Source organism: Bradyrhizobium sp. JYMT SZCCT0180 (assembly GCF_018130165.1).
Classification (GTDB): domain Bacteria; phylum Pseudomonadota; class Alphaproteobacteria; order Rhizobiales; family Xanthobacteraceae; genus Bradyrhizobium.
Genome location: NZ_JAFCLZ010000014.1, coordinates 89,865 through 115,777 on the forward strand (window position 1 = coordinate 89,865; position 25,913 = coordinate 115,777).

At 64.0% G+C, this 25,913-nt stretch carries 24 protein-coding genes; 10 read left to right on the plus strand and 14 right to left on the minus strand.

The genetic code is table 11. The annotated features are described in order from the left end of the window. Nucleotides 1–37: 37 nt before the first annotated feature. Nucleotides 38–1,657 (minus strand): cytochrome c oxidase subunit I, encoded by a 1,620-nt coding sequence (gene ctaD / locus JQ641_RS21175; RefSeq protein WP_211997886.1) that lies wholly within the window; start codon nt 1,655–1,657, stop codon nt 38–40. A gap of 124 nt (nt 1,658–1,781) precedes the next feature. After that, nucleotides 1,782–2,624 (minus strand): cytochrome c oxidase subunit II, encoded by an 843-nt coding sequence (gene coxB, locus JQ641_RS21180; protein WP_192735388.1) that lies wholly within the window; start codon nt 2,622–2,624, stop codon nt 1,782–1,784. A gap of 484 nt (nt 2,625–3,108) precedes the next feature. Here coxB and JQ641_RS21185 point away from each other — a divergent pair, with 484 nt between their 5' ends. Next, entirely contained in the window at nt 3,109–3,645 is a 537-nt protein-coding gene (locus tag JQ641_RS21185) for an invasion associated locus B family protein (RefSeq protein ID WP_249133544.1), read from the plus strand. A gap of 36 nt (nt 3,646–3,681) precedes the next feature. Here JQ641_RS21185 and JQ641_RS21190 read toward each other — a convergent pair whose 3' ends face one another. From JQ641_RS21190 to JQ641_RS21200, 3 genes are read right to left on the minus strand one after another with little or no spacing between them, the layout of a single operon-like run. Continuing rightward, entirely contained in the window at nt 3,682–4,293 is a 612-nt protein-coding gene (locus JQ641_RS21190) for a TlpA family protein disulfide reductase (RefSeq protein WP_211997887.1), read from the minus strand. A gap of 49 nt (nt 4,294–4,342) precedes the next feature. Beyond that, the gene (locus JQ641_RS21195; protein ID WP_211997888.1) at nt 4,343–4,846 is read right to left on the minus strand and encodes a DsrE family protein; all 504 of its coding nucleotides are present in this window, start codon (nt 4,844–4,846) and stop codon (nt 4,343–4,345) included. Nucleotides 4,847–4,856: 10 nt separating this feature from the next. Further along, a complete protein-coding gene (locus JQ641_RS21200) occupies nt 4,857–5,249 on the minus strand; it encodes a DoxX family protein (RefSeq protein WP_211997889.1) in 393 nt (130 codons plus the stop codon). Between the two features lie 128 nt (nt 5,250–5,377). Between JQ641_RS21200 and JQ641_RS21205 the strand changes: the two genes are divergently transcribed. Then, nucleotides 5,378–5,803 (plus strand): winged helix-turn-helix transcriptional regulator, encoded by a 426-nt coding sequence (locus tag JQ641_RS21205; RefSeq protein ID WP_192735714.1) that lies wholly within the window; start codon nt 5,378–5,380, stop codon nt 5,801–5,803. 89 nt (nt 5,804–5,892) lie between these two features. Continuing rightward, entirely contained in the window at nt 5,893–6,075 is a 183-nt protein-coding gene (locus JQ641_RS21210; protein ID WP_211997890.1) for a hypothetical protein, read from the plus strand. Nucleotides 6,076–6,140: 65 nt separating this feature from the next. Here the strand turns inward: JQ641_RS21210 and JQ641_RS21215 are convergent, their stop codons facing one another. Then, the gene (locus JQ641_RS21215) at nt 6,141–6,635 is read right to left on the minus strand and encodes a GNAT family N-acetyltransferase (RefSeq protein WP_211997891.1); all 495 of its coding nucleotides are present in this window, start codon (nt 6,633–6,635) and stop codon (nt 6,141–6,143) included. An 89-nt stretch (nt 6,636–6,724) separates the two neighbouring features. Between JQ641_RS21215 and tldD the strand changes: the two genes are divergently transcribed. The 4 genes from tldD (at nt 6,725) to JQ641_RS21235 (ending at nt 10,116) form a co-directional block, all read left to right on the plus strand. Beyond that, a complete protein-coding gene (gene tldD / locus JQ641_RS21220; protein ID WP_211997892.1) occupies nt 6,725–8,152 on the plus strand; it encodes a metalloprotease TldD in 1,428 nt (475 codons plus the stop codon). Beyond that, entirely contained in the window at nt 8,152–8,934 is a 783-nt protein-coding gene (lepB, locus tag JQ641_RS21225; RefSeq protein ID WP_349628597.1) for a signal peptidase I, read from the plus strand. Before tldD ends, lepB begins: the two co-directional genes overlap by 1 nt. 143 nt (nt 8,935–9,077) lie before the next feature. Beyond that, nucleotides 9,078–9,416, plus strand: a complete 339-nt coding sequence (locus tag JQ641_RS21230) for an MmcQ/YjbR family DNA-binding protein (RefSeq protein WP_211997893.1) — start codon at nt 9,078–9,080, stop codon at nt 9,414–9,416. A 133-nt stretch (nt 9,417–9,549) separates the two neighbouring features. After that, nucleotides 9,550–10,116 carry a nucleotidyltransferase family protein gene (locus JQ641_RS21235; protein WP_211997894.1) on the plus strand — a complete coding sequence of 189 codons (567 nt, stop codon included), beginning with the start codon at nt 9,550–9,552 and terminating at the stop codon, nt 10,114–10,116. 121 nt (nt 10,117–10,237) lie between these two features. Here JQ641_RS21235 and JQ641_RS21240 read toward each other — a convergent pair whose 3' ends face one another. The 3 genes from JQ641_RS21240 to JQ641_RS21250 all read right to left on the minus strand — a co-directional run bounded on the left by JQ641_RS21240 (nt 10,238) and on the right by JQ641_RS21250 (nt 12,846). Beyond that, nucleotides 10,238–10,792: a PAN domain-containing protein gene (locus JQ641_RS21240; protein ID WP_211998009.1), complete on the minus strand. Its 555-nt coding sequence runs from the start codon at nt 10,790–10,792 to the stop codon at nt 10,238–10,240. 98 nt (nt 10,793–10,890) lie between these two features. Then, nucleotides 10,891–12,261, minus strand: a complete 1,371-nt coding sequence (locus tag JQ641_RS21245; protein ID WP_211997895.1) for a glutamate--cysteine ligase — start codon at nt 12,259–12,261, stop codon at nt 10,891–10,893. A 96-nt stretch (nt 12,262–12,357) separates the two neighbouring features. Next, nucleotides 12,358–12,846, minus strand: coding sequence for a MarR family winged helix-turn-helix transcriptional regulator (locus tag JQ641_RS21250; protein WP_211997896.1), 489 nt, complete (start codon nt 12,844–12,846; stop codon nt 12,358–12,360). A gap of 163 nt (nt 12,847–13,009) precedes the next feature. Between JQ641_RS21250 and gstA the strand changes: the two genes are divergently transcribed. Beyond that, nucleotides 13,010–13,624 (plus strand): glutathione transferase GstA, encoded by a 615-nt coding sequence (gstA, locus tag JQ641_RS21255; RefSeq protein WP_211997897.1) that lies wholly within the window; start codon nt 13,010–13,012, stop codon nt 13,622–13,624. A gap of 185 nt (nt 13,625–13,809) precedes the next feature. Here the strand turns inward: gstA and JQ641_RS21260 are convergent, their stop codons facing one another. The 5 genes from JQ641_RS21260 to JQ641_RS21280 all read right to left on the minus strand — a co-directional run bounded on the left by JQ641_RS21260 (nt 13,810) and on the right by JQ641_RS21280 (nt 21,435). Beyond that, nucleotides 13,810–15,042: an NAD(P)/FAD-dependent oxidoreductase gene (locus tag JQ641_RS21260; protein ID WP_211997898.1), complete on the minus strand. Its 1,233-nt coding sequence runs from the start codon at nt 15,040–15,042 to the stop codon at nt 13,810–13,812. 352 nt (nt 15,043–15,394) lie between these two features. After that, nucleotides 15,395–17,608: a 3-hydroxyacyl-CoA dehydrogenase NAD-binding domain-containing protein gene (locus JQ641_RS21265; protein ID WP_211997899.1), complete on the minus strand. Its 2,214-nt coding sequence runs from the start codon at nt 17,606–17,608 to the stop codon at nt 15,395–15,397. Between the two features lie 153 nt (nt 17,609–17,761). Further along, nucleotides 17,762–18,970: an acetyl-CoA C-acetyltransferase gene (locus JQ641_RS21270; RefSeq protein ID WP_211997900.1), complete on the minus strand. Its 1,209-nt coding sequence runs from the start codon at nt 18,968–18,970 to the stop codon at nt 17,762–17,764. Nucleotides 18,971–19,142: 172 nt separating this feature from the next. Then, nucleotides 19,143–20,933: an acyl-CoA dehydrogenase C-terminal domain-containing protein gene (locus JQ641_RS21275; protein ID WP_211997901.1), complete on the minus strand. Its 1,791-nt coding sequence runs from the start codon at nt 20,931–20,933 to the stop codon at nt 19,143–19,145. Nucleotides 20,934–21,051: 118 nt separating this feature from the next. Beyond that, nucleotides 21,052–21,435 (minus strand): nuclear transport factor 2 family protein, encoded by a 384-nt coding sequence (locus tag JQ641_RS21280; RefSeq protein WP_211997902.1) that lies wholly within the window; start codon nt 21,433–21,435, stop codon nt 21,052–21,054. Between the two features lie 162 nt (nt 21,436–21,597). On the opposite strand from JQ641_RS21280, the gene JQ641_RS21285 reads away from it, so the two are divergent. Together JQ641_RS21285 and JQ641_RS21290 are read left to right on the plus strand one after the other, a co-directional pair. Then, nucleotides 21,598–22,188, plus strand: coding sequence for a PadR family transcriptional regulator (locus JQ641_RS21285; RefSeq protein ID WP_211997903.1), 591 nt, complete (start codon nt 21,598–21,600; stop codon nt 22,186–22,188). Nucleotides 22,189–22,385: 197 nt separating this feature from the next. Continuing rightward, the gene (locus JQ641_RS21290; RefSeq protein WP_211997904.1) at nt 22,386–25,913 is read left to right on the plus strand and encodes an SEL1-like repeat protein; all 3,528 of its coding nucleotides are present in this window, start codon (nt 22,386–22,388) and stop codon (nt 25,911–25,913) included.

Here is a 25,913-nt window from a genome sequence, read left to right on the forward strand (position 1 = left end):
CAGCGCGCCCGAAGGAGCGCGCCGCGAATGATAAGGTTTATTGCACCCGCGGCAGCACTTCGAACTGGTGGAAGGGCGGCGGCGACGACAGCGTCCATTCCAGCGTGGTGGCGCCGGGGCCCCACGGATTATCCGCCGCCTGCTCTTTCCTCCTGAAGGCGTCGACCACGCCATAGATGAAGATCAGCACGCCGAAGCCCGAGACGTAGGAGCCGAGCGAGGACACCAGGTTCCAGCCGGCGAACGCATCCGGATAGTCGATGTAGCGGCGCGGCATGCCTGACAGGCCGAGGAAATGCTGCGGGAAGAACACCAGGTTGACGCCGATGAAGGTCACCCAGAAGTGCAGCTTGCCGATGGTTTCCGAGTACATGTAGCCGGACATCTTCGGGAACCAGTAGTACCAGCCGGCGAAGATCGCGAACACGGCGCCCAGCGACAGCACGTAGTGGAAGTGCGCGACGACGTAATAGGTTTCCTGCAGCACGCGGTCGACGCCGGCATTGGCCAGCACGACGCCGGTGACGCCACCGAGCGTGAACAGGAAGATGAAGCCGATCGCCCACAGCATCGGCGTCTTGAACTCGATCGAGCCGCCCCACATCGTGGCGATCCAGGAGAAGATCTTCACGCCGGTCGGCACCGCGATCACCATGGTGGCGGCGACGAAATAAGCCTGCGTCGCCGAGGACATGCCGACCGTGTACATGTGGTGCGCCCACACCACGAAGCCGATGCCGCCGATCGCGACCATGGCGTAGGCCATGCCGAGATAGCCGAACACGGGCTTGCGCGAGAAGGTCGAGACGATCTGGCTGATCATGCCGAAGCCGGGCAGGATCAGGATGTACACTTCGGGATGGCCGAAGAACCAGAACAGATGCTGGAACAGCAGCGGGTCGCCGCCGCCGTCGGCGGAGAAGAACGTGGTGCCGAAATTGCGGTCGGTCAGCAGCATGGTGATCGCACCGGCGAGCACCGGCAGCGACAACAGCAGCAGGAAGACGGTGACCAGGATCGACCAGACGAACAGCGGCATCTTGTGCAGGGTCATGCCCGGCGCGCGCATGTTGAAGATCGTGGTGATGAAGTTGATGGCGCCGAGGATCGACGAGGCGCCGGCCAGATGCAGTGACAGGATCGCGAAATCGACCGCCGGTCCCGGATGGCCCGAAGTCGACAGCGGCGCGTAGATGGTCCAGCCCGCACCGACGCCGTTGGCGCCCGGTTCACCCTCGACGAAGGTGGACATCAACAGCAGCGCGAACGAGGCCGGCAGCAGCCAGAACGAGATGTTGTTCATGCGCGGGAACGCCATGTCGGGCGCACCGATCATCAGCGGCACGAACCAGTTGCCGAAGCCGCCGATCATCGCCGGCATCACCATGAAGAAGATCATGATCAGGCCGTGCGAGGTCACGAACACGTTGTAGGTATGGGCTTCGTGGAACAGCTGGACGCCGGGATACATCAGCTCGATGCGGATCGCGATCGACATCGCCGCGCCAATGACGCCGGCGATGACCGCGAACACCAGGTACATCGTCCCGATGTCCTTGTGGTTCGTCGAATAGACGAAGCGCCGCCATCCGGTCGGATGCGCGTGCGCGTGGTCATCATGGGCGTGATCGTGGTGTGTCGCTGCGCCTGTTGCCATGTTCAAATCCTGCCTTGCAGTCCCTTTGTCGGACCTTGCGGTCCTGTCGCCCTTTTCGGACCTTGCGGTCCCGTCGCCCTTGTCCCTTGCGCCTAAGCCTTAAAGCTTGCCTGGGCTTTGCGGCTTACTGCGCCACCGCGCCACCAGCCGAGGCGTACGAATTCGCCGGATTGGTCGCATATTTCTTCTTCGCGGTTTCCACCCAGGCCGCGAATTCCTGATCGCTCACGACCCGCACCGCGATCGGCATGTAGGCGTGATCCTTGCCGCACAGTTCGGAGCACTGGCCGTAGAACATCCCGGTCTTGGTGGCCTTGAACCAGGTCTCGTTCAGACGGCCGGGGATGGCGTCGATCTTGATGCCGAAGGCCGGCACCGCGAACGCGTGGATGACGTCGGCACCGGTGGTCAGAACCTTGACCACCTTGTTGACCGGCACCACCATCTCATTATCGACGCCGAGCAGCCGGGGCTTCTTGTCCGCGGCCATCAGCGAATCGAACTCGAACTTGCCGTGATCGGGATAGGCGTAGCTCCAATACCACTGCTTGCCGGTCGCCTTGATGGTGAGATCGGCCTTTGGCACGTCGAGCTGCAGAAACAGCAGCCGGAACGACGGCACCGCGATCGCCACCAGAATCAGCACCGGGATCAGGGTCCAGGCCACTTCGATCAGGGTGTTGTGGGTGGTCTTGGAGGGGACCGGGTTGGCCTTGGCGTTGAACTTGACGACGACCATGACCAGCAGCACCAGCACGAACAGCGTGATGATGGTGATGATGGCGAACAGCCAGTTATGGAACCAGATGATGTAGTCCATCACCGGCGAGGCCGATTCCTGCAGGGTCCATTCCCACGGCGCTGGCTGCCCCAATTCGGCTGACGCCGTACCGCCGGCGACAAGGGCCATGCCCGCCACCGCAAATCCCAGCAACCGCCGGCCAATCTGGCCCTTCGACATCTTCATGCCGCTCGCGCTCCCTTGATAAATCCCCAAAGCATCCCCACCGGATGGCCGGAAATGCCGCACGATCCGCCCCTACAAACAGCCCGCCGGAGGTGGCTTGGGAGCACACCTCAAAAGTACCGGGGCCAGATCGCTAGAACGCTTCGAAATCCAGCCTCTCAAACCATAATTCGCAGGCTCTCGCAATGCAGTAGTGGGGACCAAAGCCATGCGTCACCGGCTAATCTCTGCATGTCAGGTTTTCCCGGTGAATCCAGCAAAATCCGCCTTTTTGTCCAGCTGCGCCGCTTGACAGGCGGATTACTGGATGTACGCACAAGAAGGGTGCGCCGCGGGGACCTGATTCGCCGCTGAAGCACCCTTCCCGGCTTCGCATCGGGCTTGATATCAGGCTTGGGAATTGCTTCGAGATTTAGCGAAAGACCGCCTTCAAGGCGCCGTCATTACGTATCAGTCCGAGTAATCATTCAGAGGATCGACCCGGATGAGGCGTTCAAAACATCAGGCAGGACGCAAGCCAGGGCCAGGCCGCTGGCTGGGCGGACTACTCGCCACAGCACTTCTGCTCGGCCTGACCGAGGCTGCCAGCGCCCAGGGCGCGGTGCGCTCGGTCCATGGCGACTGGCAGATCCGCTGCGACACCCCGCCGGGGGCCCAGGGCGAGCAATGCGCCCTGATCCAGAGCGTGGTAGCCGAAGACCGCTCCAACGCCGGCCTCACCGTGATCGTGCTGAAGACCGCCGACCAGAAGAGCAAGCTGATGCGGGTGGTGGCCCCCTTGGGCGTGCTGCTGCCCTCCGGGCTCGGCCTGAAACTGGACAACCAGGACGTCGGCCGCGCCGGTTTTGTCCGCTGCCTGCCCAATGGCTGCGTTGCCGAAGTCGTGATGGACGAAAAGCTGCTCGGCCAGCTCCGCACCGCCAAGACCGCGACCTTTATTATCTTCGAGACCCCGGAAGAAGGCATCGGCTTCCCGCTCAGCCTGAACGGGATCGGCGAGGGATACGACAAGCTGCCGTGAGGCGCCGGGCGCCGCCTCAACATCCGCTTCGCTTAGTTACGCGCCACGGGCGCTCGCATAATAATCGAACAACCGGCGCGCCTCGGTCGAGAGCCAGTCGGCTTCACCCGTGATGTAGCCCTCGACTTGCCCGGTGACGCCGAGCAGGAAGGTGATCGGCATGCCGTACAGCGCGAAGGGCGTATCGACACCGTCGCTGGCGCCGGCGCGTCCCACCAGTCCGCCGGGATCGAAGCCGATTCCGAGATGACGAAGCTTCAACTTCTTGACGAACGGCGCGACCACCGATCGATCGCGATCGGTGGTGATGGCGACGACGGCGAGGTCGGCGCGGCGGCTTTCCGCGAGTTGATCCAGTATCGGCAGTTCCGTGCGGCAGGCTGCACACCAGGTCGCCCAGAAATTGACGAGCACCACCTTGCCGCGGAAGGACTGCAAATCGAGCACCCCTCCGCCGAGACGCGGGATCGGGACCGGCGGGACCGGCCGTGCGCCGCGAACGAGCGTGAACTGATGCCGGGCCGTGGCGAATGGCGGCGGCCCGCCGGCCGCCGCGCGACCCGGCCGGGGCGGGATCGCAAGCGAGGCGGCCGCGCCCATGATACCCGCGACAAAGCTGCGGCGGGTCGGGCTGCGGGGCGAGGTCATGTCGGATACTCCGCTGTGCAGTTCTGAATCCGCGGTTTTAATCCAGGTATCACGATCGGATGTAGGACCAGCCGGCTTCCTGCAATTCGATGATGCGCCCCGGCCCGCTCGGCACGATCTCGACGCCATCGATCAGGGTGACCGGACGCCCCTCCTGGCGCTCCATGCCGAGCTTGGTGGCGTCGCAAACCACGAAGCGGATGTTCGAATTGACCGTCCTCAGGATGCGCAGCATGTCCTTCACCGGCGAGGTGTCGGCGCGCAGCATGTGAACGCCGGCATTGTAGGCGACGACTTCGATCGTGAACGCCTCGTTCCGCTCCTGGTAGTATTTTGGAAGGTTGAGTGCGGTCGAGATCAGCGCCCGCATCGTGGTGGGATCATCGGTGTTGATCGGCAGCACCAGCCGATGCATCGCGACCGGAGCGGGCTTCGCCTGCGGCTTTGGGCTCGCCGCCTCCGATCCTGTCAGCAACAGGGTTACGGTCAGCGGTACCACGAAGGCCAGGATCAGGCCCGCGGCAATCGTCCATTCGCGGCGAGAAAGGCGCATGGCGGCGGCTTCACAAATGCCTGGAGAGCGATGCGATCTGGTCGCGCTTGGCGTAGGCGACGACGGCGCTCAGTGCCAACAGCACCAGAGCAGGCACAGCCGAGCCGCCGGTCACAAAGAGATGAGTGACGGTCGCGCCGATCATGATGCAGATCAGCAGCACGGCGCCGACCGCAGCCAGCGACGGCGTGAGGATCAGGATGGCCCCGAGCACTTCCAGCACCCCGGTCAAATAGCGGAACCATTGACCAAGTCCGATGTGCTGAAATGACTCAACCATCATCGGCACGCCGTAGAGCTTGGCTCCGCCTGCGCCTGCAAAGGCAAGGGCCAGCAATCCCCTGACGACCCAGAGACCGGCGGACTTCCAGCGCGGCGGCGCCGATGCAGCGGCAAGTGACAATGGTCGCTCCCGATATATTCCAGCGGTTCGGCGCCGTGGCCGACCCCGCGAAGGCTTTCGAGACACAAAATTCGGGAGTAAGATGAAAAGCACAAGTAGGATGCTTTTTGTGAGGTAGTATGAAAAAGATGACTATTGCGGAAAGCAAGGATATCGCCGCCCCGGAACCGTGCGAGCGCGGGGTGCTGGAGCAATTTCATCGCGCGCTGGGCGTTCTGGCCGGAAAATGGAAGGGCGACATTCTCTGGCAACTGGTCCAGCGCAAGCACCGGTTCGGCGAGTTGCGCCAATCGATCCCCGGCGTGACCCAGCACATGCTGACGACGCAGCTGCGCGATCTCGAGGCCAATGGACTGGTGAAGCGCACGGTCTATCCCGAGGTGCCGCCGCGCGTCGAATATGAGATCACGCCCTCGGCGAGGGCCCTGCAACCGGTGTTCGATGAACTGTTTCGCTGGTCGCAGGAGCACGGCTTTCCGACCGCGACGCAGCCCAAGGGCTCTTCTTCCAACAACAAGGGTTCTTCTTCCGACAAAAAGGCGCAGCCAAAGTAGGTTCCCGCCATGGCGAGCTGAGTGATCTCGCTCACAGCGTAGCGACGGTCGTCCCGCCAAGGTTTCCCATCAACGCGGAGGAGACCATCATGACGAACGAGGGTACGTTCGAGACCCGTGCAGACGCTGCGAGCAGCGAGCTGACCGGGGAGCAGCTCGACATCGTATCCGGCGGCAAATGGTTTGAAATCCTGCGCGTCGAGCACAGTGTGAAGTCCCCGCGAGACGCGGCATCGGGATTGGCAACCGGGCGCCGCCAGCACCAGCCCTGATCTGATTGGGCGTCGTCAGGTTTTCGCCCTCAGGTTTTCGCCGTCAGACTTTCCTGGCCCTGCCGCTAGAACAGCAGCCCCATCAAAATCAGGTTTTCGTAGCTGCCATCGACCAGGATGGCCTCGCGCTGCACCCCTTCGATCTCGAAGCCGACCTTCTTATAGAGCGCGATCGCATTCACGTTGTTTTCCCGGACCGTCAGTTCGACCCGCTGCAGCCCGAAATCCCGTGCGGCATCCAGCGCCTGCGCGATCAGGCGCTTGCCGATGCCCCGCCCCCGAAATTGCGGCAAAAGGCCCATGCCGAGAACGCCGTTATGGGCATAAATCGGCCTTGGCTTCGGGGTCACGTCGCACCAGCCGATGACTTCACCGCCCGACAGCGCGACGAATTGCGGATACCCCTGCTCGATGATGTCGAGAATGAACGCCCGCGTCGCTTCCAGCGGCGGGGCCTCCAGGAACGACAGATAGCGCCGCTCCCGCGCCACGATATCGAGGGTCCGGTGAAAGCTGTCGATATGGCCTTGCGTTATCGGAACAATTTCGATCGTAGCCATCGTGCCTGCAACGTGTTGATCCAGCCCCTCGCGGAACTACGAGGAAACAACTATCTTGGTTGCACCCCTCCGACAACGGACTGAATGTAATGACCAACTCCCCCGCTACAACCTCCCTGATCGACCGCGCCAACCTCGACCGCGATTCCGTCCGCCGGGAGATCGCGCGCGGGCTCGAAGGCGCCGATGACGGCGAATTGTTCCTGGAATATGGCCAGACCGAAGCGCTGATGTTCGACAATGGCAGGCTGAAGCAGGCAACCTACGACACGTCGCAGGGTTTTGGCCTGCGCGCGGTCAAGGACGACGCGGTCGGTTACGCGCATTCCTCCGACGTCTCGCTGCCGGCGCTGATCCGCGCTGCGGACGCGGTCGCAGCGGTCCGCGGCGGCTATTCCGGCAACTTTGCGGCGGCGCCCGCTCACACCAATGTGAGACTCTATGGCGACGACAATCCGCTGGATGCGCCGGGTTTTGAAGCCAAGGTGAAGCTGCTCGCCGAAATCGACGCCTATGTGCGCGACAAGGACCCGCGCGTGCGGCAGGTGACGGCCAGCCTTTCCGCCACCTGGCAGGTGGTGGAAATCCTGCGGCCCGACGGCGAAAGCTACCGCGACATCCGCCCGCTGGTGCGGGTCAATATTTCCGTGGTTGCCGGCCAGGGCGACCGGCAGGAAAGCGGCAGCAAGGGCTATGGCGGCCGCGAGGGCTATGCGCGCTTCATCGAGACCAAGGCCTGGCGCGATGCCGCCGACGGCGCGATCCGCGAAGCGCTGGTCAATCTGGAATCGGTTCCCGCCCCCGCCGGCGAAATGGACGTGGTGCTGGGGGCCGGCTGGCCCGGCGTCATGCTGCATGAAGCTGTTGGCCACGGCCTCGAGGGCGATTTCAACCGCAAGCAGACCTCGGCCTTCGCAGGCCTGATGGGCAAGCAGGTTGCCGCCAAGGGCGTCACGGTGGTCGATGACGGCACCATGGCCTCGCGGCGCGGTTCGCTCTCCATTGACGACGAGGGCACTCCGACCAACCGCACCGTGCTGATCGAGGACGGCATCCTGGTCGGCTACATGCAGGACCGCCAGAACGCCCGGCTGATGAACATGAAGCCGACCGGCAACGGACGGCGCCAGAGCTACGCCCATGTGCCGATGCCGCGCATGACCAACACCTACATGCTGTCGGGCCAGCGCGATCCCGCGGAAATCCTCGCTTCGGTAAAGAACGGCATCTACGCCGCGAATTTCGGCGGTGGCCAGGTCGACATCACCTCGGGCAAGTACGTGTTCCAGTGCACCGAGGCCTACAAGATCGAAAACGGCAAGATCGGCGCGCCGTTGAAGGGCGCAATGCTGATCGGCAACGGCCCGACCGACCTGCACCGCATCACCATGGTCGGCAACGACCTCTCGCTCGATACCGGCATCGGCACCTGCGGCAAGAACGGCCAGGGCGTGCCGGTTGGCGTCGGCCAGCCGACGCTGCGGATGGAGCGCATAACAGTCGGAGGAACCGGCTAGTGACCAGCGAGAACGAAACCACGGTCGCAAAACCTGCGACAAAACCTGCAGGCTGGCGCGCGCAGGTCGCGCAACTCGCGGCCATCGTGATGGTGGTGTTCGTCGCCAAGGGCGCCTTGGCCGAACCGTTTTACGTACCGTCCGGTTCGATGGAGCCGACGCTCCTGATCGGCGACGCGCTGCTGGCGTCCAAATTCCCCTATGGCTACGGCGCGGCGTCGCTGCCGATCCAGATCACGCTGCCGGAAACCGGCCGGCTGTTCGGCGAGACGCCCAAACGCGGCGACGTCGTCGTGTTCCGCTGGACCGGCGACCGCTCGCAGGCCTGGGTCAAGCGCGTGGTCGGGCTGCCCGGCGACCGCATCCAGATGCGGCAGGGCCAGCTCTTCATCAACGACCATGCTGCGACCTTGAAACCGGACGGCGTGGGTGAAGCCGAAGACGACCGCGGCGGCAGCGAGAAGGCCTATCGCTATGTCGAGACGCTGCCGAACGGGGTCACGCATGCGATCTTCAAGATGCGCGACAACGGCCGGCTCGACAACACGCCGGAGGTAACGGTGCCGGCGGGAAAACTGTTCGTGCTCGGCGACAACAGGGACAATTCCGCCGACAGCCGCGTCGCGGTGCGCGACGGCGGTGTCGGCCTGTTGCCGATCGACAATCTGATCGGCCGCGCCGACGCCGTGGTCGGCTCCTGGGATCTCGGCATCCGCAGCCAGCCGGTATGGACCTGGCTGTCCGGCTTTCGCATGGCGCGGTTTTTCACGTCGGTTCATTGATAATTCCTCATGGTGAGGAGGCGCGCCAGCGCCGTCTCGAACCATGAGGCCACCAGCCGGGCCACATCCTTCGAGACGCGGCGAAGGCGCCGCTCCTCCAGCGATGAGCGCGTCGCGCTCACGCGGGGATGAGGGGAAACACCGTGACCTTCGACGACGTCAGGACGTTCGCGCTGCTCTGGCCGGAGGTCGAGGACGGCACGTCCTACGGCACGCCGGCGCTGAAGGTGCGCAAGAAGCTGCTCGCGCGGCTGCGCGAAGACAACGATAGCCTCGTCATGTTCGGCGTCCCCTTGGACGAACGCGAGATGCGGATCGAAAGACAGCCGAAGATTTTTTACTTCACCGACCACTACCGCGATTATCCGATCGTGCTGATCCGCCTCTCGAAGGCCAAGCGCGCCATCGTCGAGCCGCTGCTGCGCCGGCACTGGCGCACGCTGGCGTCGAAAAAGGCGGTGAAGGCGTACGACGAATCATAGATCATCCCGTCATTGCGAGCGAAGGTGCGTAGGGTGGGCAAAGGCGCGCCAGCGCCGTGCCCACCCTCTTTGTTCGACAACTGGAATGGTGGGCACGCTTCGCTTTGCCCACCCTACGGGCCACGGCAGAGCGATGAACCAGGACGAATTCCTCAACCTCGCGCTACGCAACCCCGCCAACAAGATCATGGCCGAAAAACTTTTCGATCTGGCGCTGCCGGATGCCTGGATCGTGGCGGGATGCCTGGTGCAGACGGTGTGGAATATACTGACCGGGCGCGATGTCGGTTACGGCATCAACGATTACGACGTGTTCTATTTCGATCCCGATACATCCTGGGCGGCCGAGGACGCCGTGATCCGCACGCTGCACAGCGCGCTCGGCAACCTCGATGCCAAGGTCGAGGCGCGCAACCAGGCGCGCGTCCATCTCTGGTACGGCGAAAAGCACGGCCTGCCCTACCCGCCGCTGCGCTGCTCGACCGAGGGCATCGATCGTTTTCTGACGAAGAATACGCAGATCGGCATCCGCCGCGCGTCTGATGGCTACGACGTCTACGCGCCCGATGGTTTCGACGATGCCGCCGGCCTGATCGTGCGGCCCAATCCGGGCCCGAATTTTTCGCCCGAGAGTTACGCGGTGAAGGCCGCGAGGTGGAAGCAGCTGTGGCCGGAGGTGACGGTGCTGGCGGCAACATAGTCTCCTCAGCCGTCATTGCGAGCGAAGCGAAGCAATCCATAGCGCGGCATAACGGATAGATGGATTGCTTCGTCGCTTCGCTCCTCGCAATGACGGATGAGAGAGTCGCGGTCCAATAATTCTACCGCACCACGCCAGAGGTAAACCCGGCCTTGCGCCGCGGCGGCTTGATGTCTTTTTTCAGGAAGCAATGGCCTTCCTTGCCGGCGTAGCCCGGCCGCGCATAGGTCCAGGCCCGGCATTTGTTGTCGGCAGTGCAGGCGGCCTTGCAGGCGTCGTCGCCGTCCTTGCTCTTGACATCGAAATTCTTGTAGTCGCCGCCGAACCGGTCGATCGAGGTTTCGATCGCGCTGTTCCTCGGCTCGACCACGCCGGCGCCGCGCACGCCGGAGACGCAGCAGCTGTCCTGGACGCGCGCCGGGACGTTGCTCTTGAGCCAGCACACCGCGCCGCTGGTCAGGTCGGTCGGATAGTTGAAGCTCCACGACCGGCAACGCTTGTCGCGTTCGCACACCAGCGCGCAGTCGGCCGGATCGCCCGTGATCACCGGCGAGCTCAGATAATCGCCGCCGGGCCGGTCGAAATTGGCCTGCGCCGCGGCCTGGCGCACGGGTGCTGCCGCCGCCAAAAAGGCGAGCGTCACCAAACACGCCCTGAGCAGGCGGCCTATCCCCATGTGATTGCTTTCGAATGCGCGCGTTCCGAAGATTGCCATTGGAGCGGCATCAACCTGTACGGCGGATGAACGGCCCGGAAACGCGGCAACGAACTGTTTTAGAAGGCGTATTCCTTGTAGGCCGGTTCCACGGAGCCGCCCCAGGCGCCGTTGAATTTCTCCAGCATCTCTTCGGCCGGCGCGCGGCCGGATTCGAGGATCCGCTCCAGCGGCTCGAGGTGACGGCTTTCGTCACGGCCGAGGTGATCGATCCGGCCGCGCCGCCGCAAGCCGGCATGCGACAGCTTCACGCATTCCCGGGCGATCTCGAACAGATAGCGGTCGCGGATCCGGGCCTTGAAGCCGAAGCGCGGCACGTCGTCGCGCAGCGCCTGGCGCTCGGCCGCCGTCCAGTGCTTCACGAGATCCCATGCCGCGTCCAGCGTGGCGTCGTCGTACAACAGGCCGACCCAGAACGCCGGCAGCGCCGGCAGTCGTCCCCACGGCACGCCGTCGGCGCCCCGCATTTCCAGGTAACGCTTCAAGCGCACTTCCGGGAAAATCGTCGAGAGATGATTGGCCCAATCCGACAGCGTCGGCCGCTCGCCCGGGAGCGCGTTACTCTTGCCGTCGAAGAAGGCGCGGAACGACGAGCCTGACACGTCGATATAGCTGTCGCCGCGCTTGACGAAATACATGGGAACGTCGAGCGCATAGTCGACCCAGCGCTCAAAACCCATGCCGTCCTCGAACGCCCACGGGATCATGCCGGAACGCGCATTATCGGTATCGCGCCAGATTTCGGAACGGAACGACAGGAAGCCGTTCGGCTTGCCTTCGGTGAACGGCGAATTGGCGAACAGGGCGGTCGCGATCGGCTGCAGCGCCACCGACACCCTGAGCTTCTTGACCATGTCGGCTTCGGAGGAGAAGTCGAGATTGGTCTGCACCGTGCAGGTCCTGAACATCATGTCGAGGCCGTATTGGCCGACCTTCGGCATGTAGTTGCGCATGATGTTGTAGCGGCCCTTGGGCATCACGGGGATCTGCGACCGCGACCAGGACGGCGTCATACCAAGGCCGAGAAAGCCGATGCCGAGCGGCGTCGCGATCTCGCGCACCTGCGCCAGATGCGCCATCAGCTCCGACTGGGTCTGGTGCACGGTCTCGACCGGCGCGCCCGACAATTCGAACTGCCCGCCGGGCTCCAGCGAAATCGCGCCGCCGCCGGTGACGTCGTACAGCCCGATGATGTTGCCCCGCTCCATGATCGGCTCCCAGCCGAGCAGAAGCTGCATTCCCTCCAGCAGGGCGCCGATGCCGCGCGCGCCTTCGTATGGCACGGGGTGATAGCCCTCGAGCGTGAACGGGGTCTTCTCGTGCTCGGTGCCGATGCGGAACTCCGACGGCGGCTTCACGCCGGCCGCCAGCCACGCCACGAGTTCGTCGCGCGATTGCAACGGCGTCATATCGATTTGGTCACGCGCCATGAAAAATCCGGAACTTTGGCGATTCGACCGAACGCGCCGTGTGGCAGGGAGCATTGCGGACAGCGTTATCCGCAAAAACGATAAGATGAAGGCGTATCATCGGGCGGGAACGCCGTCTCGCACAGCGGCCGCCCTGACCTCGCTGCAGGAGCAGCCCAGCCGGTCGAGCAGACCGCAGAGCTTGATGGCGTCGGTGTCGGATAGTTTGGAGCCGACGTGTTTTTCGATCGCCGCGGAATAGGCGCTCCACATTTTCTTCTGCAGCTCGCGTCCCGCCTCGGTGATTTCGACGAACTGGCCGCGCTTGTCGATCTTGCATTCGCGCCGCGCCGCCAGCCCCTCATCGACCAGACGGTCGATCAGGCGCGAGGTCGAGTATTGCGGGATCAGCATCTGCTTCTCCAGCTCCACGGGGCGCATCTCGCCGGACGGCGCGCGCGACAATTCCAGCAGCGCGTCATACCAGGCGAGCGGCGGGAAGCCCGCCTTCTTCAAATCCTGCTCGACGGCGTCGAGCACCCGGCTCTGCACCCGCATCAGGCGGATCCAGGCGTTGGTCGCCTCGGTCGATGGTTTGCGTTTCATGGTCTGGTCCGTATCCGTCACAGGTCCGGGTCGTTCACAGCTCAGTGTACCGCACTAAATGCAGCTGCATCAATCTTGACTATTACATGCAGATGCATTTAGTCGTTCCGCGGCCCCAAGCCAAGGTTTCCAAAGGCAAGAACTTCCAAAGGGAGAAAATCCAATGAAATTGTACTATTCGCCAGGCGCCTGCTCGCTGTCTCCCCATATCGCGCTTCTGGAGGCCGGTCTTCCCTATGATCTGGTCAAGGTCGACCTGCGCGCCAAGAAGCTGGAAAACGGCGACGACTATCTGACGGTCAACCCGAAGGGCCAGGTGCCGGCGCTGGCGCTGGATTCCGGCGAACTGGTCACCGAAGGCCCGGTCATCGTCCAGATCATCGCCGATAAAGCCGCGGACAAGAATCTTGCCCCCAGCCGCGACCATGCCGATCGCTACAAGCTGCAGGCCTGGCTCACCTATATCAACAGTGAGCTGCACAAGAACCTCGGCCCGCAGTTCGCCCCGGCGCTGTCCGATGACGCCAAGGCCTTCTTCAAGGACCGTGTGATGGGCAAGTTCAGGTATGTCGACGGCGAGCTCGCCGGGAAAGACTACCTGATGGGCAAGCAGTTTTCGGTCGCCGACGGTTACATGTTCACGATGCTGTCATGGGCCGAACGGATGAAATGGGATCTCGCTGATCTCTCCAACCTGATGGCCTACAAGGCCCGCGTCGGCGCCCGCCCGAAGGTCCAGGAAGCGCTGACCAAGGAAGGTCTGCTGAAAGCGGCGTAGGTTTTTTCGGAGTGCGATAAACATGAGGGCCGGATCGATGATCCGGCCCTTTTTTTGGTTCGTCATTGCGAGCGAAGCGAAGCAATCCATCTATCCCCTTGCGGAAGCATGGATTGCTTCGTCGCAAACGCTCCTCGCGATGACGGGGCTTTTGCCGCAACCGCTTCCTACAGCGCGCGTCGCCATCAGTATCGCGCCGGACTGAACGCTGATGCGTCGGTAAATGTCGCCTCGCCGCTCATCATCTCGGCGAGCAGGCGGCCTGTGGTGGGGCCAAGGGTGTGGCCGTGATGACCATGCCCGAAATGCATCCACAGGCCCTTGTGCCTTGGTGCAGCCCCCACGACCGGCAACATGTCGGGCATGCAGGGGCGGACCCCGCTCCAGGGTTCGGCCTCCACCGCCGTGCCGAGATCGACAAGCCGCCGTGCCGCCTGCTCCGCCCGTTCGAGCTGGCGCGACTGCGACGACCTTTCCGGTCCCATCAATTCGGCACCCGACGTAATCCGCAATCCCTTTGCCATCGGCGCCATGGCGTATGCGAATTCGGGGTCGTGCAGCGGCAGATTGAGCCTGCCGCCGCCGGTGAAATGCCGATGGTAGCCACGCTTGCGCAGCATCGGAAAACGATAGTCAAACTTTTGCAATAGATCGGGAGACCACGGACCGAGCGACACCACGGCCGCCTCGGCGTCGATCGGTCCATCATCCGACTGAACCGTCCAGCCGGCAGGACCCGGCGCCAACGTGGTCGCATCCCCGCCCACGAAGGTGCCGCCTGCGCGTGCGAACAGATCGGCATAGGCGGATACGAGCCCGCCCGGGTCCGAGACCGTCCATGGGTCGCGCCAGTGAACAGCCCCCGCCCCGGTCTCGTTAAGCCCGGGTTCGGCCGCGGCAAGCTGTGCCGGGCTGATGATTTCCGATCGCACACCGAATTCAGCCGCCAGCATCTCGGCGACCAGCGCCACTTCATCCAGCGCGGCCTGGGTGCGGCGCAGGGAATGATAGCCGCTTCGCTGCACCAGATTGTCCGCGCCGGCTTCCCGGATCAGCACGTCATGCTCGCTTGTCGCCCGTGCGATGATCCGCGCGTAGGCCTGCGATATCTGCTGGTGCCGATCCGGAGCGGAATGCCACCAGTACCGCAGCAAAGGACCAAGATGCCGCGGCAGCCATTTTACGCGGTAATGGACATCGTTGGCGCGCCCTGTTGCGATCGCCGCCAGCGTCGCAAGATCGCGCGGCATCGGATAGGGCCGCACCGCTTCGGCCTGGATGAAGCCGGCGTTGCCGTAGCTGGTCTCGCGGCCGGGCTGATTGCGATCAAGCAGCACGACCGACCAGCCGCGGCGCTGTAACTGCAACGCGGTTGCGACCCCGACCATTCCGGCGCCGAGAACGATAACACTTCGCATTGTCGCGATCACCCTTGCATACGTCAGCGACCTGTCGCCAAGTCCTGCTTCAAAGTCCAGCTTCAAAGTCCTGCTTCAACCAATCTACGAGCAGCTGCAGCAGATCGCGACAGTGGAAAAGGCGCGGATGCCCTGCGCAGAATGACGCTTGACGCTCAAGCCGCGCCGGGTCGCGTGAGCTCGCTCTAATCTATTCACAAAATAAGGGCCGGATCGATGATCCGGCCCTGTTTGCATTTGCTCCGTCATGCCCGGGCTCGTCCCGGGCATCCACGTCTTTGCTTCGCGTTGGAGAAGCAAGGCGTGGATGGCCGGGTCAAGCCCGGCCATGACGTTGAGAGAGTTTGGTCCCTTACGCCGCCTGCTTCTTCGGCGGGAAGCGGCCATAGAACGTCTCGCCCTTGGCGGCCATGTCCTCGAGCAATTTCGGCGGCGTGAAGCGGGAGCCGTATTTGGCCTCGAGCTTGTGGCAGAGTTCGACGAACTTCCTGGTGCCCATGAAGTCGATATAGGACAGCGTGCCGCCGGTGAACGGCGCAAAACCGAAGCCGAGGATCGAGCCGACGTCGGCCTCGCGCATGTCGGTGATGACGTGGTCCTCCACCGTGCGCGCGGCTTCCACTGCCTGCACCACCAAAAAGCGCTGCTTCAGTTCCTCGATGTCGAGCGTGTCGGGGTCGAGCTTTTTCGGCTGCAGGTCGGCAAGTCCCGTCCACAGGCTCTTCTGGCCCTTGCCCTTCTCGGGATAGTCGTAAAAGCCCTTGCTGTTCTTGCGGCCAAGACGGCCCTGCTTCTCGACCAGCTCCACCATCAGTTTCTTCTGATCGGGGTTGATGGAGTTCGGCCCGAGATCGGCCTCGGTCGCCTTCATCACCTTGAGCCCGAGGTCGAGCGCCACTTCATCGGACAGCGACAGCGGGCCGACCGGCATGCCGGCCATCTTGGCGCAGTTCTCGATCATCGCCGGCGGCACGCCTTCGAGGAACATCTCGTTGCCTTCGGCGATGTAACGGCCGACACAGCGGTTGGCGTAGAAGCCTCTGCTGTCGTTGACGACGATGGGCGTCTTGCCGATCATCCGCGTGTAATCCAGCGCAGTGGCAAGCGCCGCATCGCCGGTGTTCTTGCCGACGATGATCTCGACCAGCATCATCTTCTCGACCGGCGAGAAGAAGTGGATGCCGATGAACTTGCCCTGGTCCTTGAACTCCTCGGCCAGCGAGTTGATCGGCAGCGTCGAGGTGTTGGAGGCGAAGATCGCGCCATCCTTCAGGAGCGGCTGCGCCTTGGCGTAGGTTTCCGCCTTGACCTTGCGATCCTCGAACACGGCCTCGATGACGAGGTCGCAGTCTTTCAGCACGCCATAGTCGGCGGTGGCGCTGATGCGCGACATCACGGCGTCGCGGTCGCTTTCCTTGGCGCGGCCCTTCTTGATGAGATCGTCGATCACGGTCTGGGCGTGGCCCTTGCCCTTGTCGGCACTGGCCTGGTCGCGGTCGATCAAGACCACGTCGATGCCGGCCCGTGCCGAGACATAGCCGACGCTGGCGCCCATGAAGCCGGCGCCGATCACCGCGAGTTTCTTCACCTTGGTCGGCGGCACGTTTGGCGGACGGCGTGCACCCTTGTTCAGTTCCTGCATCGACAGGAACAGGCTGCGGATCATCGCCGCGGCTTCATTGGAGCGCAGGATCTGGGTGAAGTAGCGCGATTCGACGCGGAGCGCCGCGTCGATCGGCAACTGCAGGCCTTCATAGACGCAGCTCATGATGGCGCGCGCCGCCGGATAATTGTCATAGGTCTCGCGGCGGTAGATCGCATTGCCCGCCGGGAACATCTGCATGCCCGCCTTGGAGAACACCGGACCGCCGGGAAGCTTGAAACCCTTCTCGTCCCAGGGCGCGATGGCCTTGCCGCCGCCCTTGATCCAGTCCTTCGCTGCCTTGATCATGTCGGCGGGCGGGACGATGGCGTGAATGAGGTTGAGCGCCTTGGCGCGGGTGAGGTTAACAGCCTCGCCCTTCAGCAGCAGCTGCATCGCATCGGCGGGCTGCACGATGCGCGGCACGCGCTGGGTGCCGCCGGCGCCGGGGAACAGGCCGACCTTCACTTCGGGCAGGCCTAGCCGGGTCTTCGGGTTGTCGGCGGCGACACGGTAGTGGCAGGCCAGCGTCAGTTCAAAACCGCCGCCCAGCGCGAGGCCATTGATCGCGGCGACCCACGGCTTCCCGGAAATTTCGATGTTTCGATAGACCTGCGAGAAACGGCGGCTCTGGTCGAACAGCATCTGGTTGGCGGCCTCTTCGCCCTTGGCCTTGAGCAGGTCGGCATATTGATGGGCCATGCCTTCGAGCATCGACAGGTCAGCGCCGGCGCACAGCGCTTCCTTGCCCGAGGTGATGACGACGCCCTTGACGGCGGCGTCCGCCGTGGTCTGCTTGACGATCTCCTCGAGTTCGGTGGCCGAGGTCTCGTCGAGCACGTTCATCGAACGGCCGGGCGTATCCCAGGTGACGAGCACGATGCCGTCGGCGTCGGTTTCCAGCTTGAAATTCTTGAAGGTCATGTGTTGCTCCCAAATCGAATGTTGATCGTAGGGTGGGCAAAGGCGCGCTTCGCGCCGTGCCCACCAATTTCATTCGGTGCTTGTGATGGTGGGCACGCTTCGCTTTGCCCACCCTACGGATTGCCCCTCTCCCACAAGGGGAGAGGGTAAAAATCAAACCCGCTCGATGATGGTCGCGGTGCCCATGCCGCCGCCGATGCACAGCGTCACCAGCGCGGTCGACTTGTTGGTGCGTTCGAGTTCATCGAGCACGGTGCCGAGGATCATCGCGCCGGTGGCGCCGAGCGGATGGCCGAGCGCGATCGCGCCGCCGTTGACGTTGATCTTGGAAGAGTCGATGTCGAAGGCCTGCATGTAGCGCAGCACCACCGAGGCGAAGGCCTCGTTGAGTTCGAACAGGTCGATGTCCGACTTCTTCATGCCGGAGCGCTCGAACAGCTTCTCGGTGACGTCGACCGGGCCGGTCAACATCATCGCGGGCTCGGAGCCGATATTGGCAAAGGCGCGGATTTTCGCGCGCGCCTTGAGGCCGTGCTTGGCGCCGGCTTCCTTGCTGCCGAGCAGCACGGCGCCCGCGCCGTCGACGATGCCGGAGGAGTTGCCGGCGTGGTGCACGTAGTTGATGCGCTCGACTTCGGGGTGCGACTGGATCGCGACCGCATCGAAGCCGCCCATCTGACCCATCGCCACGAACGACGGCTGCAACTGGCCGAGCGACTGCATCGTCGTGGTCGGACGCATGTGCTCGTCCTTGGCGAGGATGGTGAGGCCGTTGATGTCCTTCACCGGCACCACGGAGTTCTTGAAGCGGCCCTCATCCCACGCCTTGGCGGCGCGCTGCTGGCTCTGCACCGCGTAGGCGTCGACGTCGTCGCGCGAAAATCCGTATTTGGTGGCGATCAGGTCGGCCGACACGCCCTGCGGCATGAAATAGGCCGGCACCGCCATCGAGGGATCCATCGGCCAGGCGCCGCCGGAGGCGCCGATGCCGACGCGGCTCATGGATTCGGCGCCGCCGCCGATCACGAGCTCATGCTGGCCGGCCATGACCTGGGCGGCGGCAAAATTCACCGCATCGAGGCCGGAAGCACAGAAGCGGCTGATCTGAACGCCGGGGACGGCCTGGCCGAGGCCGGCCTTGAGCGCCGCAAAGCGCGCGATGTCGCTTCCGGCTTCGCCGACCGGATCGACCACGCCGAGCACGACGTCGTCGACGACGTCGACGGCGAGATTGTTGCGCTCCTTCAACGCCCTTAGCGGCACGGTGGCCAGCGCCAGCGCGGTCACTTCATGCAGCGAGCCGTCAGCCTTGCCGCGGCCGCGCGGGGTGCGAACGTGATCGTAGATATATGCCTCAGGCATGGTTTTCTCCCGTTTCGGTGCAGGCTCTGATCGAGCGAGACGAATTTCAGAACAGTCAGATCGTTAGGTCGTCATTGCGAGGAGCGAATCGACGAAGCAATCCATGCTTCCTTTGTGGGTCTATGGATTGCTTAGCTGCGCTCGCAATGACGATAGAATCTTGCAGGACGCTTCAGAACGCTTCCGCCGCCAATTCCATGGTGGTCGCGCAGCCGGTCTGGATGCGCGCAAGGTGCACCGTCGTTTCCGGCAGCATCCGCTCCATGAAGAAGCGGCCGGTCACCAGCTTGGTGGTCAGATAGGGCGTGGCCCCGCCGGACGCAATCTTGTCCTGCGCCACCTTGGCCATCCGCGCCCACATATAGGCGAAGGTGACGAGGCCGAACAATTGCATGTAGTCGGTGGCGGCGGCACCGGCATTGTCGGGTTTTGTCAATGCGTTCTGCATCAGCCATCCCGTCGCCTGCTGCAGATGGCCGAGCGCGGTCGAGAGCGGCGTCACGAACGGCTTCATCGCCTCGTCGGCGCCGTGCTCCTTGGCGAAGGCGCCGACCTCGCCGAAGAACGCCATCACGGCGCGGCCGCCGTCGCGCGGCAGTTTGCGCCCGACGAGGTCGAGCGCCTGGATGCCGTTGGCGCCTTCATAGAGCATGGCGATGCGCGCATCGCGCACGAACTGCTCCATGCCGTGTTCGGCGATGTAGCCGTGGCCGCCATACATCTGCTGCGCCAGCACCGAATTGGAGAAACCGACATCGGTCATCACGCCCTTCATGACCGGCGTCATCAGGCCCATGTGGTCGTCGGCTTCCTGGCGATCCTTCGGGTCGCTCGAGCGGTGGGCGACGTCGCTCTTCAGCGCGGTCCACACCACCATCGCGCGGGCCGCCTCGTTGAAGGCGCGGATCGTCAGCAGCACGCGGCGCACGTCGGGATGCACGATGATCGGATCGGCCGGCTTGTCCGGATCCTTGGCACCCGTCAGCGACCGGCCCTGCAGGCGCTCGCGCGCGTAATTGACCGCGTTCTGATAGGCGACCTCGGATTGCGCGAGGCCCTGCACCGCGACGCCGAGGCGGGCCTCGTTCATCATCACGAACATGCCCTGCATGCCCTTGTTCTCTTCGCCGATCAGCCAGCCGGTGGCGCCATCATAGTTCATCACGCAGGTGGAATTGCCGTGGATGCCCATCTTGTGCTCGATCGAGCCGCAGGACACGCCGTTGCGTGCGCCGAGCGAGCCGTCGGCATTGACCAGTACTTTCGGCACCACGAACAGCGAGACGCCCTTGATGCCCGCGGGCGCGCCTTCGATGCGCGCCAGCACCAGATGGATGATGTTGTCGGCGAGATCATGCTCGCCGGCCGAGATGAAGATCTTGGTGCCCGTGATCTTGTAGCTGCCGTCGGCCTGCTTGACGGCCTTGGTGCGGAGCAGACCGAGATCGGTGCCGCATTGCGGCTCGGTGAGGTTCATGGTGCCGGTCCACTCGCCGGCCACCATCTTCGGCACGAACATCTTCTTCTGTTCGGGCTTGCCGTGCACCATCAACGCCGCGGTCGCGCCCATGGTGAGACCGCCATACATCGAGAACGCCATATTGGCCGAGCTCTGGAATTCGGTCACGACCTGGCTCAGCGTGACCGGCAGCCCCTGCCCGCCATATTCCGATGGAGCCGACAGCCCGAGCCAGCCGCCTTCGGCGACCTGCTTGAAGGCTTCCTTGAAACCCTTCGGCGTGGTGACGCGGCCGTCATCATGGCGTTTGCAACCTTCGAGGTCGCCGACGCGATTGAGTGGCTGCAGCACCTCTTCGGAAAGTTTTGCGGCCTCGCCCAAAATCGCTTCGCGGACATCCGCGGAAGCGTCGGTGAAACCCGGGAGATTGTCGTAGCGGTCGATCTGGAACACATCGTTGAGCAGGAAGGTGACGTCTTCAACGGGGGCTTTGTAAGTCGGCATGGTGTTCTCCCGGCAGGGCAGAATGAATTGGCTGATTAGGTTTCAGGTGAAGGTCGGCAAGCCAGCAGGCGCTTCGGATTTCTGAGACGGACCTTATCCGGTTCCGGACGACGCGGCCTCACCCTTTTGCGAGCTGCGCGCCCATCAATTGATGCAGCAGGTTCATCGCCTTGAGCGGCCGCACCATCACCTTGAAGTGCGTGATCTTGCCATCCGCGAAGGTGATGATGTCGACGCCGTTGATCACGATGCCGTCGATTTCTTTTTCGAATTCGAGCACGGCGCCATTGTCGCTGCGCCATTCGCCGACATATTTGAATCCCGGGCCGCCCAGCACTTTCTCGGCGCTCGACAGATACTTGAAGGTGATGTCACGCCCGCGCTGCGGGGTATGGACCACGGGACTCTCAAACACCGCGTCGGGGTGCAGCAGATCCCACAGCGCCGCTTGGTCGTGCGACTTCATGTAGCCGTACCATTTGTCGAGTGCAGTCACGGTCATGATGCGTCTCCGATCGGCTCGATACGGGTTTAGCCCAATCTTTATGCACGTTGACGCATATGCAACTTTATGCATAAAGTCAACGCGACAATTTAGTCGAGCGATGGGGCACTTTCCTTTCTTTGCATGGGGTTGTTTTCGCGATTTTGAGGGATCGGCCTAATGGCGCTCGGTGACGCAATCCTTGCCTGTCTGACGGAGCGGCCGATGTCGGGCTATGAGCTCGCCAAGACGTTCGACTCCTCGATCGGGTTTTTCTGGAAGGCCGACCACCAGCAGATCTATCGCGAACTCTCGAAACTCAGGGATCGCGGCCATATCCAGGGCCACGAGGTGGTCCAGTCCGGCAAGCCCAACAAGCTGGTCTATACGCTGACACAAGAAGGCCGGGCCGCGCTGCGGCACTGGGGCGCCCGACCAAGCAGCCCGCCAATGATGAAGGACGACCTTCTGGTGCGGCTGTGTGCGCTCGACAGCTTCGACATCGAGCCGTTGCGCGCCGACCTGATGGCGCGGCTGGAACATCACCGCGACCGCTACGCCCGCTACGAGCGAATTCTGAACAAGCTGTTTCCGGACGGCAAAGCCACCTCCGTCGCCGATACCGGCAAGCTTCTGGGACTGCGCATCGGTCTGCGCCACGAACAAGCCGTGGCGGAATGGTGCGAAGAGGCGATCGAGACCCTGGCCGCCGTCGCGAAACCCGCACCCGTCCTGCTGCTCGAAGACACCAGCCGCGAGAGCAACAGCTGAGCGGTGGAACCGGCGGGTCGGGTTCCAAAGTTAACTTTCGGGTCGTCCGGCCGCATTCCTTAACCGGTTATTTACCGTAACGCGAAAAAGTCAGGTTCTGAGGCAGACGACCTGCGCGAAATTCGATTGTCTCCTGGATGGGACGCGCGGGGAGGCTGAAGGCGCAGGAAGCGCCGGAGTCAGAACCGGACGAGAGCATGAATTCGCGCGTATCGTGGAGTGTAGAGGGCATCGATCCATCGGTCCGCGAAAGGGCCGAGGCTGCCGCGCGGCGCGCTGGCATGTCGCTGAGCGACTGGCTCAATTCCACCATTGGCGATTCCGCCCCGCCAAATTTCCGTGCGCCCTATGACGAGCAGCCGGCGATGCCGAGCGCGGAGAGCCGCGAGGTCGCGGACATTCACCAGCGGCTCGATTCGATCACCCGGCAGATCGATCAGATTTCCCGCCCCGCCCCGCGGAGCGACGCGCCCCGAACCGAAGCGCCCCGCGCTGAGCCGACCGTCGCGCGGCAGCTGAACGACGCCATTTCGCGCCTCGACGCGCGGCTGTCGCAGATTTCTAGCCACGCGCCACGCCAGCCGACGGTGCAGGAGCGGCAGCGCCAGGCCGAGATGGTCGAACGCGCCGCGACGCAAGTCTATCGTCCCTCGCCGCCGCTGAGCCCGGCGTCGTTTGATTCGGCGATCGCCGAAATCGCCGCGCGCCAGAACGAACTGGACGCGGTGCCGTCCCGGCAGATGCCGCCGCGCAGCGCGCCGCCGGCGTCAGGTATGCCGCCGATGGCGGCAGGTGTGCCGCCGATGGCGCCGAGCGCCGCCCCTGCCATGGCTTATGCGCCACCGATGCAGCCGCCTGCACCTGCTCCGATGCCCGCCGGTCCGGATTTTTCGTCGCTGGAACGGCATCTGCTCAAGATCACGAGCCAGATCGAGGCGATGCAGCGCCCCGACAATGTCGAGCAGTCGATTGCGACCTTCCGCAGCGAGCTTGCCGATATCCGCCGCGCCATTACCGAAGCGATGCCGCGCCAGGCGATCGATTCGATCGAGAACGAAATCCGCTCGCTGTCGCGCCGGATCGACGAAACCCGCCAGAACGGCACCGATGCCAACGTGCTGGCCAACCTCGAGCGCGCGCTCGGCGAAATCTACGACGCGCTGCGCTCGCTGAAGCCGGCCGAGCAACTCGCGGGCTATGACGACGCGATCCGCAATCTCGGCACCAAGCTCGACCTGATCCTGCGTACGAACGACGATCCGTCGACGGTGCGTCAGCTCGAAGACGCGATCTCGGCGATGCGGGCAATCGCCTCCAACGTTGCGTCCAACGATGCGCTGGCACGGGTTTCCGACGATCTGCATGCGCTGTCGGTCAAGGTCGATCAATTGTCCCGCGCCGGCGACAACAGCGAGTCGCTCGCCAGCCTCGAAGCGCGCATTGCCGCGCTGACCTCGTCGATCGAAACGCGCGAACGGCCGGTCGCAAGCGACAATTCCGAATATATCGAAGGCGCGCTGCGCTCGCTGTCCGAACGCCTGGATCGGATCCCGGCCGGCAACGACAACGCCTCGGCGTTCACCCATCTCGAACAGCGCGTGACTTATCTGCTGGAACGCCTGGAGACCACCGGCGGCCAGGGCGGTTCTGGCAGCGGCAATCTCGGGCGCGTCGAGGAAGGACTGCAGGACATCCTGCGCCATCTCGAACACCAGCACGCGAATTTGGCCAGGCTCGCCGACAACACCAGCAGCTATGCGGCGCCGCAGTCGATGGATTCCGGCATCGTCGAAGCCGTCAAGCGCGAATTGTCGGACCTCCGTTTCAGCCAGTCGGAAACCGACCGCCGCACCCAGGATTCGCTGGAGACGGTTCACAGCACGCTCGGCCATGTGGTCGATCGGCTGGCGATGATCGAAGGCGATCTGCGCGCGGTTCGCGCCGCACCGCCCGCCCCCGCTGCATTCGAAGCCCCGGCAGAAGCGCCGCGTGCGGCGATGCCGCCGCCCAGCTTTGCACCGCCGGCCTATGTCCCTCAGGCTCAGCCGCAGGCCTTTGCGCCGCAGCCGAAACCTGAACTGCCGAATCCCGCAGCCTCCCAGGAGTATTTTGCCGCCGCGCCGCGCGACTTCCATGCCGCGGAGCCGGTAGCGCCGCCGGCCATTCCGCCGATGACGCCGCGCGCCATCAGCGAAATCCTCGAGCCGCACGCAGCCGCGCCGCGCACCGCGATCGCGCCGGAACTGCCGCCGGATCATCCGCTGGAGCCGGGCACACGGCCGACCGCACGGGCGTCGTCGCCATCGGAGCGGATCGCCGCATCCGAAAGCGTGATCAACGAAATTTCCGCGGCCGCCAAGGAGCCGGTCAGTTCGTCGAGCTTCATCGCCGCCGCGCGCCGCGCCGCGCAGGCTGCTGCCGCCGCGCCCGCCAACGAGAAGGCGGCCAAGGCCGCTGCGAAGGCTAACGCGAAGGCCGCCAAGGTTACCGCGATCGACAAGGGCAAGACCGACGGCAAGGAGCCGTCGAACATCACCTCCAAGATCCGCTCGCTGCTGGTCGGCGCGAGCGTATTCGCGATCGTGCTCAGCACCTTCCAGCTGGCGATGACGCTGCTCGACACCGGCAGCGCGCCGCAAATTCCGCAGATGGAATCCACCGATCCGTCGCCGGCCTCAAAAGCCCCGACCGAGAACAGCGCCAAGCCCGCCATGCCGGCACCGGCAGGGCCCTCCATGATGTCGCCCGCCCCGATCGGACGGCAATCGAACAACTCCTCCGCACCGAACACGCTGGATGGCGCGCAAGTCGCGATTCCTCAGGCCGCGATCGCGCCGCAGGCAGCGATGTCCATCCCGCCGCAGGCGGCGATGTCCATCCCGCCACAGGCGGCGATGTCGCCGATCAATGCCAGTGACATCACCGGCGCGCTCCCGGCCCTGCCGGCCAACGGCAAGCCTGGAATGGTGCAGGTGCCGCCGGGCGAGCAACTGCCCGATGCCATCGGCGGGCCGATGCTGCGCGCCGCTGCGCTGAAGGGCGATCCGGCAGCAGCCTATGAAGTCGGCGTGCGCTTTGCCGAGGGCAAGGGCGTGGCAGCCAATCTCGACGAAGCCGCAAAATGGTATGACCGCGCGGCGCAAGCCGGCGTGGTGCCCGCGATCTTCCGGCTCGGCACCTTCTATGAGAAGGGCATGAGCGTCAAAAAGGACGCCGATGTCGCGCGGCGTTACTATCTGCAGGCGGCCGAACGCGGCAACGCCAAGGCGATGCACAATCTGGCCGTGCTCGACGCCGATGGCGGCGGCAAGGGGGCCAACTACAAGGTCGCGTCGCAATGGTTCCGCAAGGCGGCCGATCGCGGCGTCGCCGACAGCCAGTTCAACCTCGGCATCCTCTATGCCCGCGGCATCGGGGTCGAGCAGAACCTCGCCGAATCCTTCAAATGGTTCAGCCTCGCAGCCGCGCAGGGCGATGCGGATTCCGGCCGAAAGCGTGACGATATCGCCAAGCGCCTCGACGCCCAGTCGCTGGCGGCGGCCAAGCTCGCGATCCAGACCTTTACGCCGGAGCCGCAGCCCGACGCCGCCGTCAATGTCGCAACCCCGGCCGGTGGCTGGGACCCGGCGCCTGCGCCCGCAGCTGCGACCAAACCCGCCGCCAAGCAGGCTTCGACCAAGCGCGCCGCAGCCTCGGCGGCGGCGCCGCTGGCATCGACCCGATAG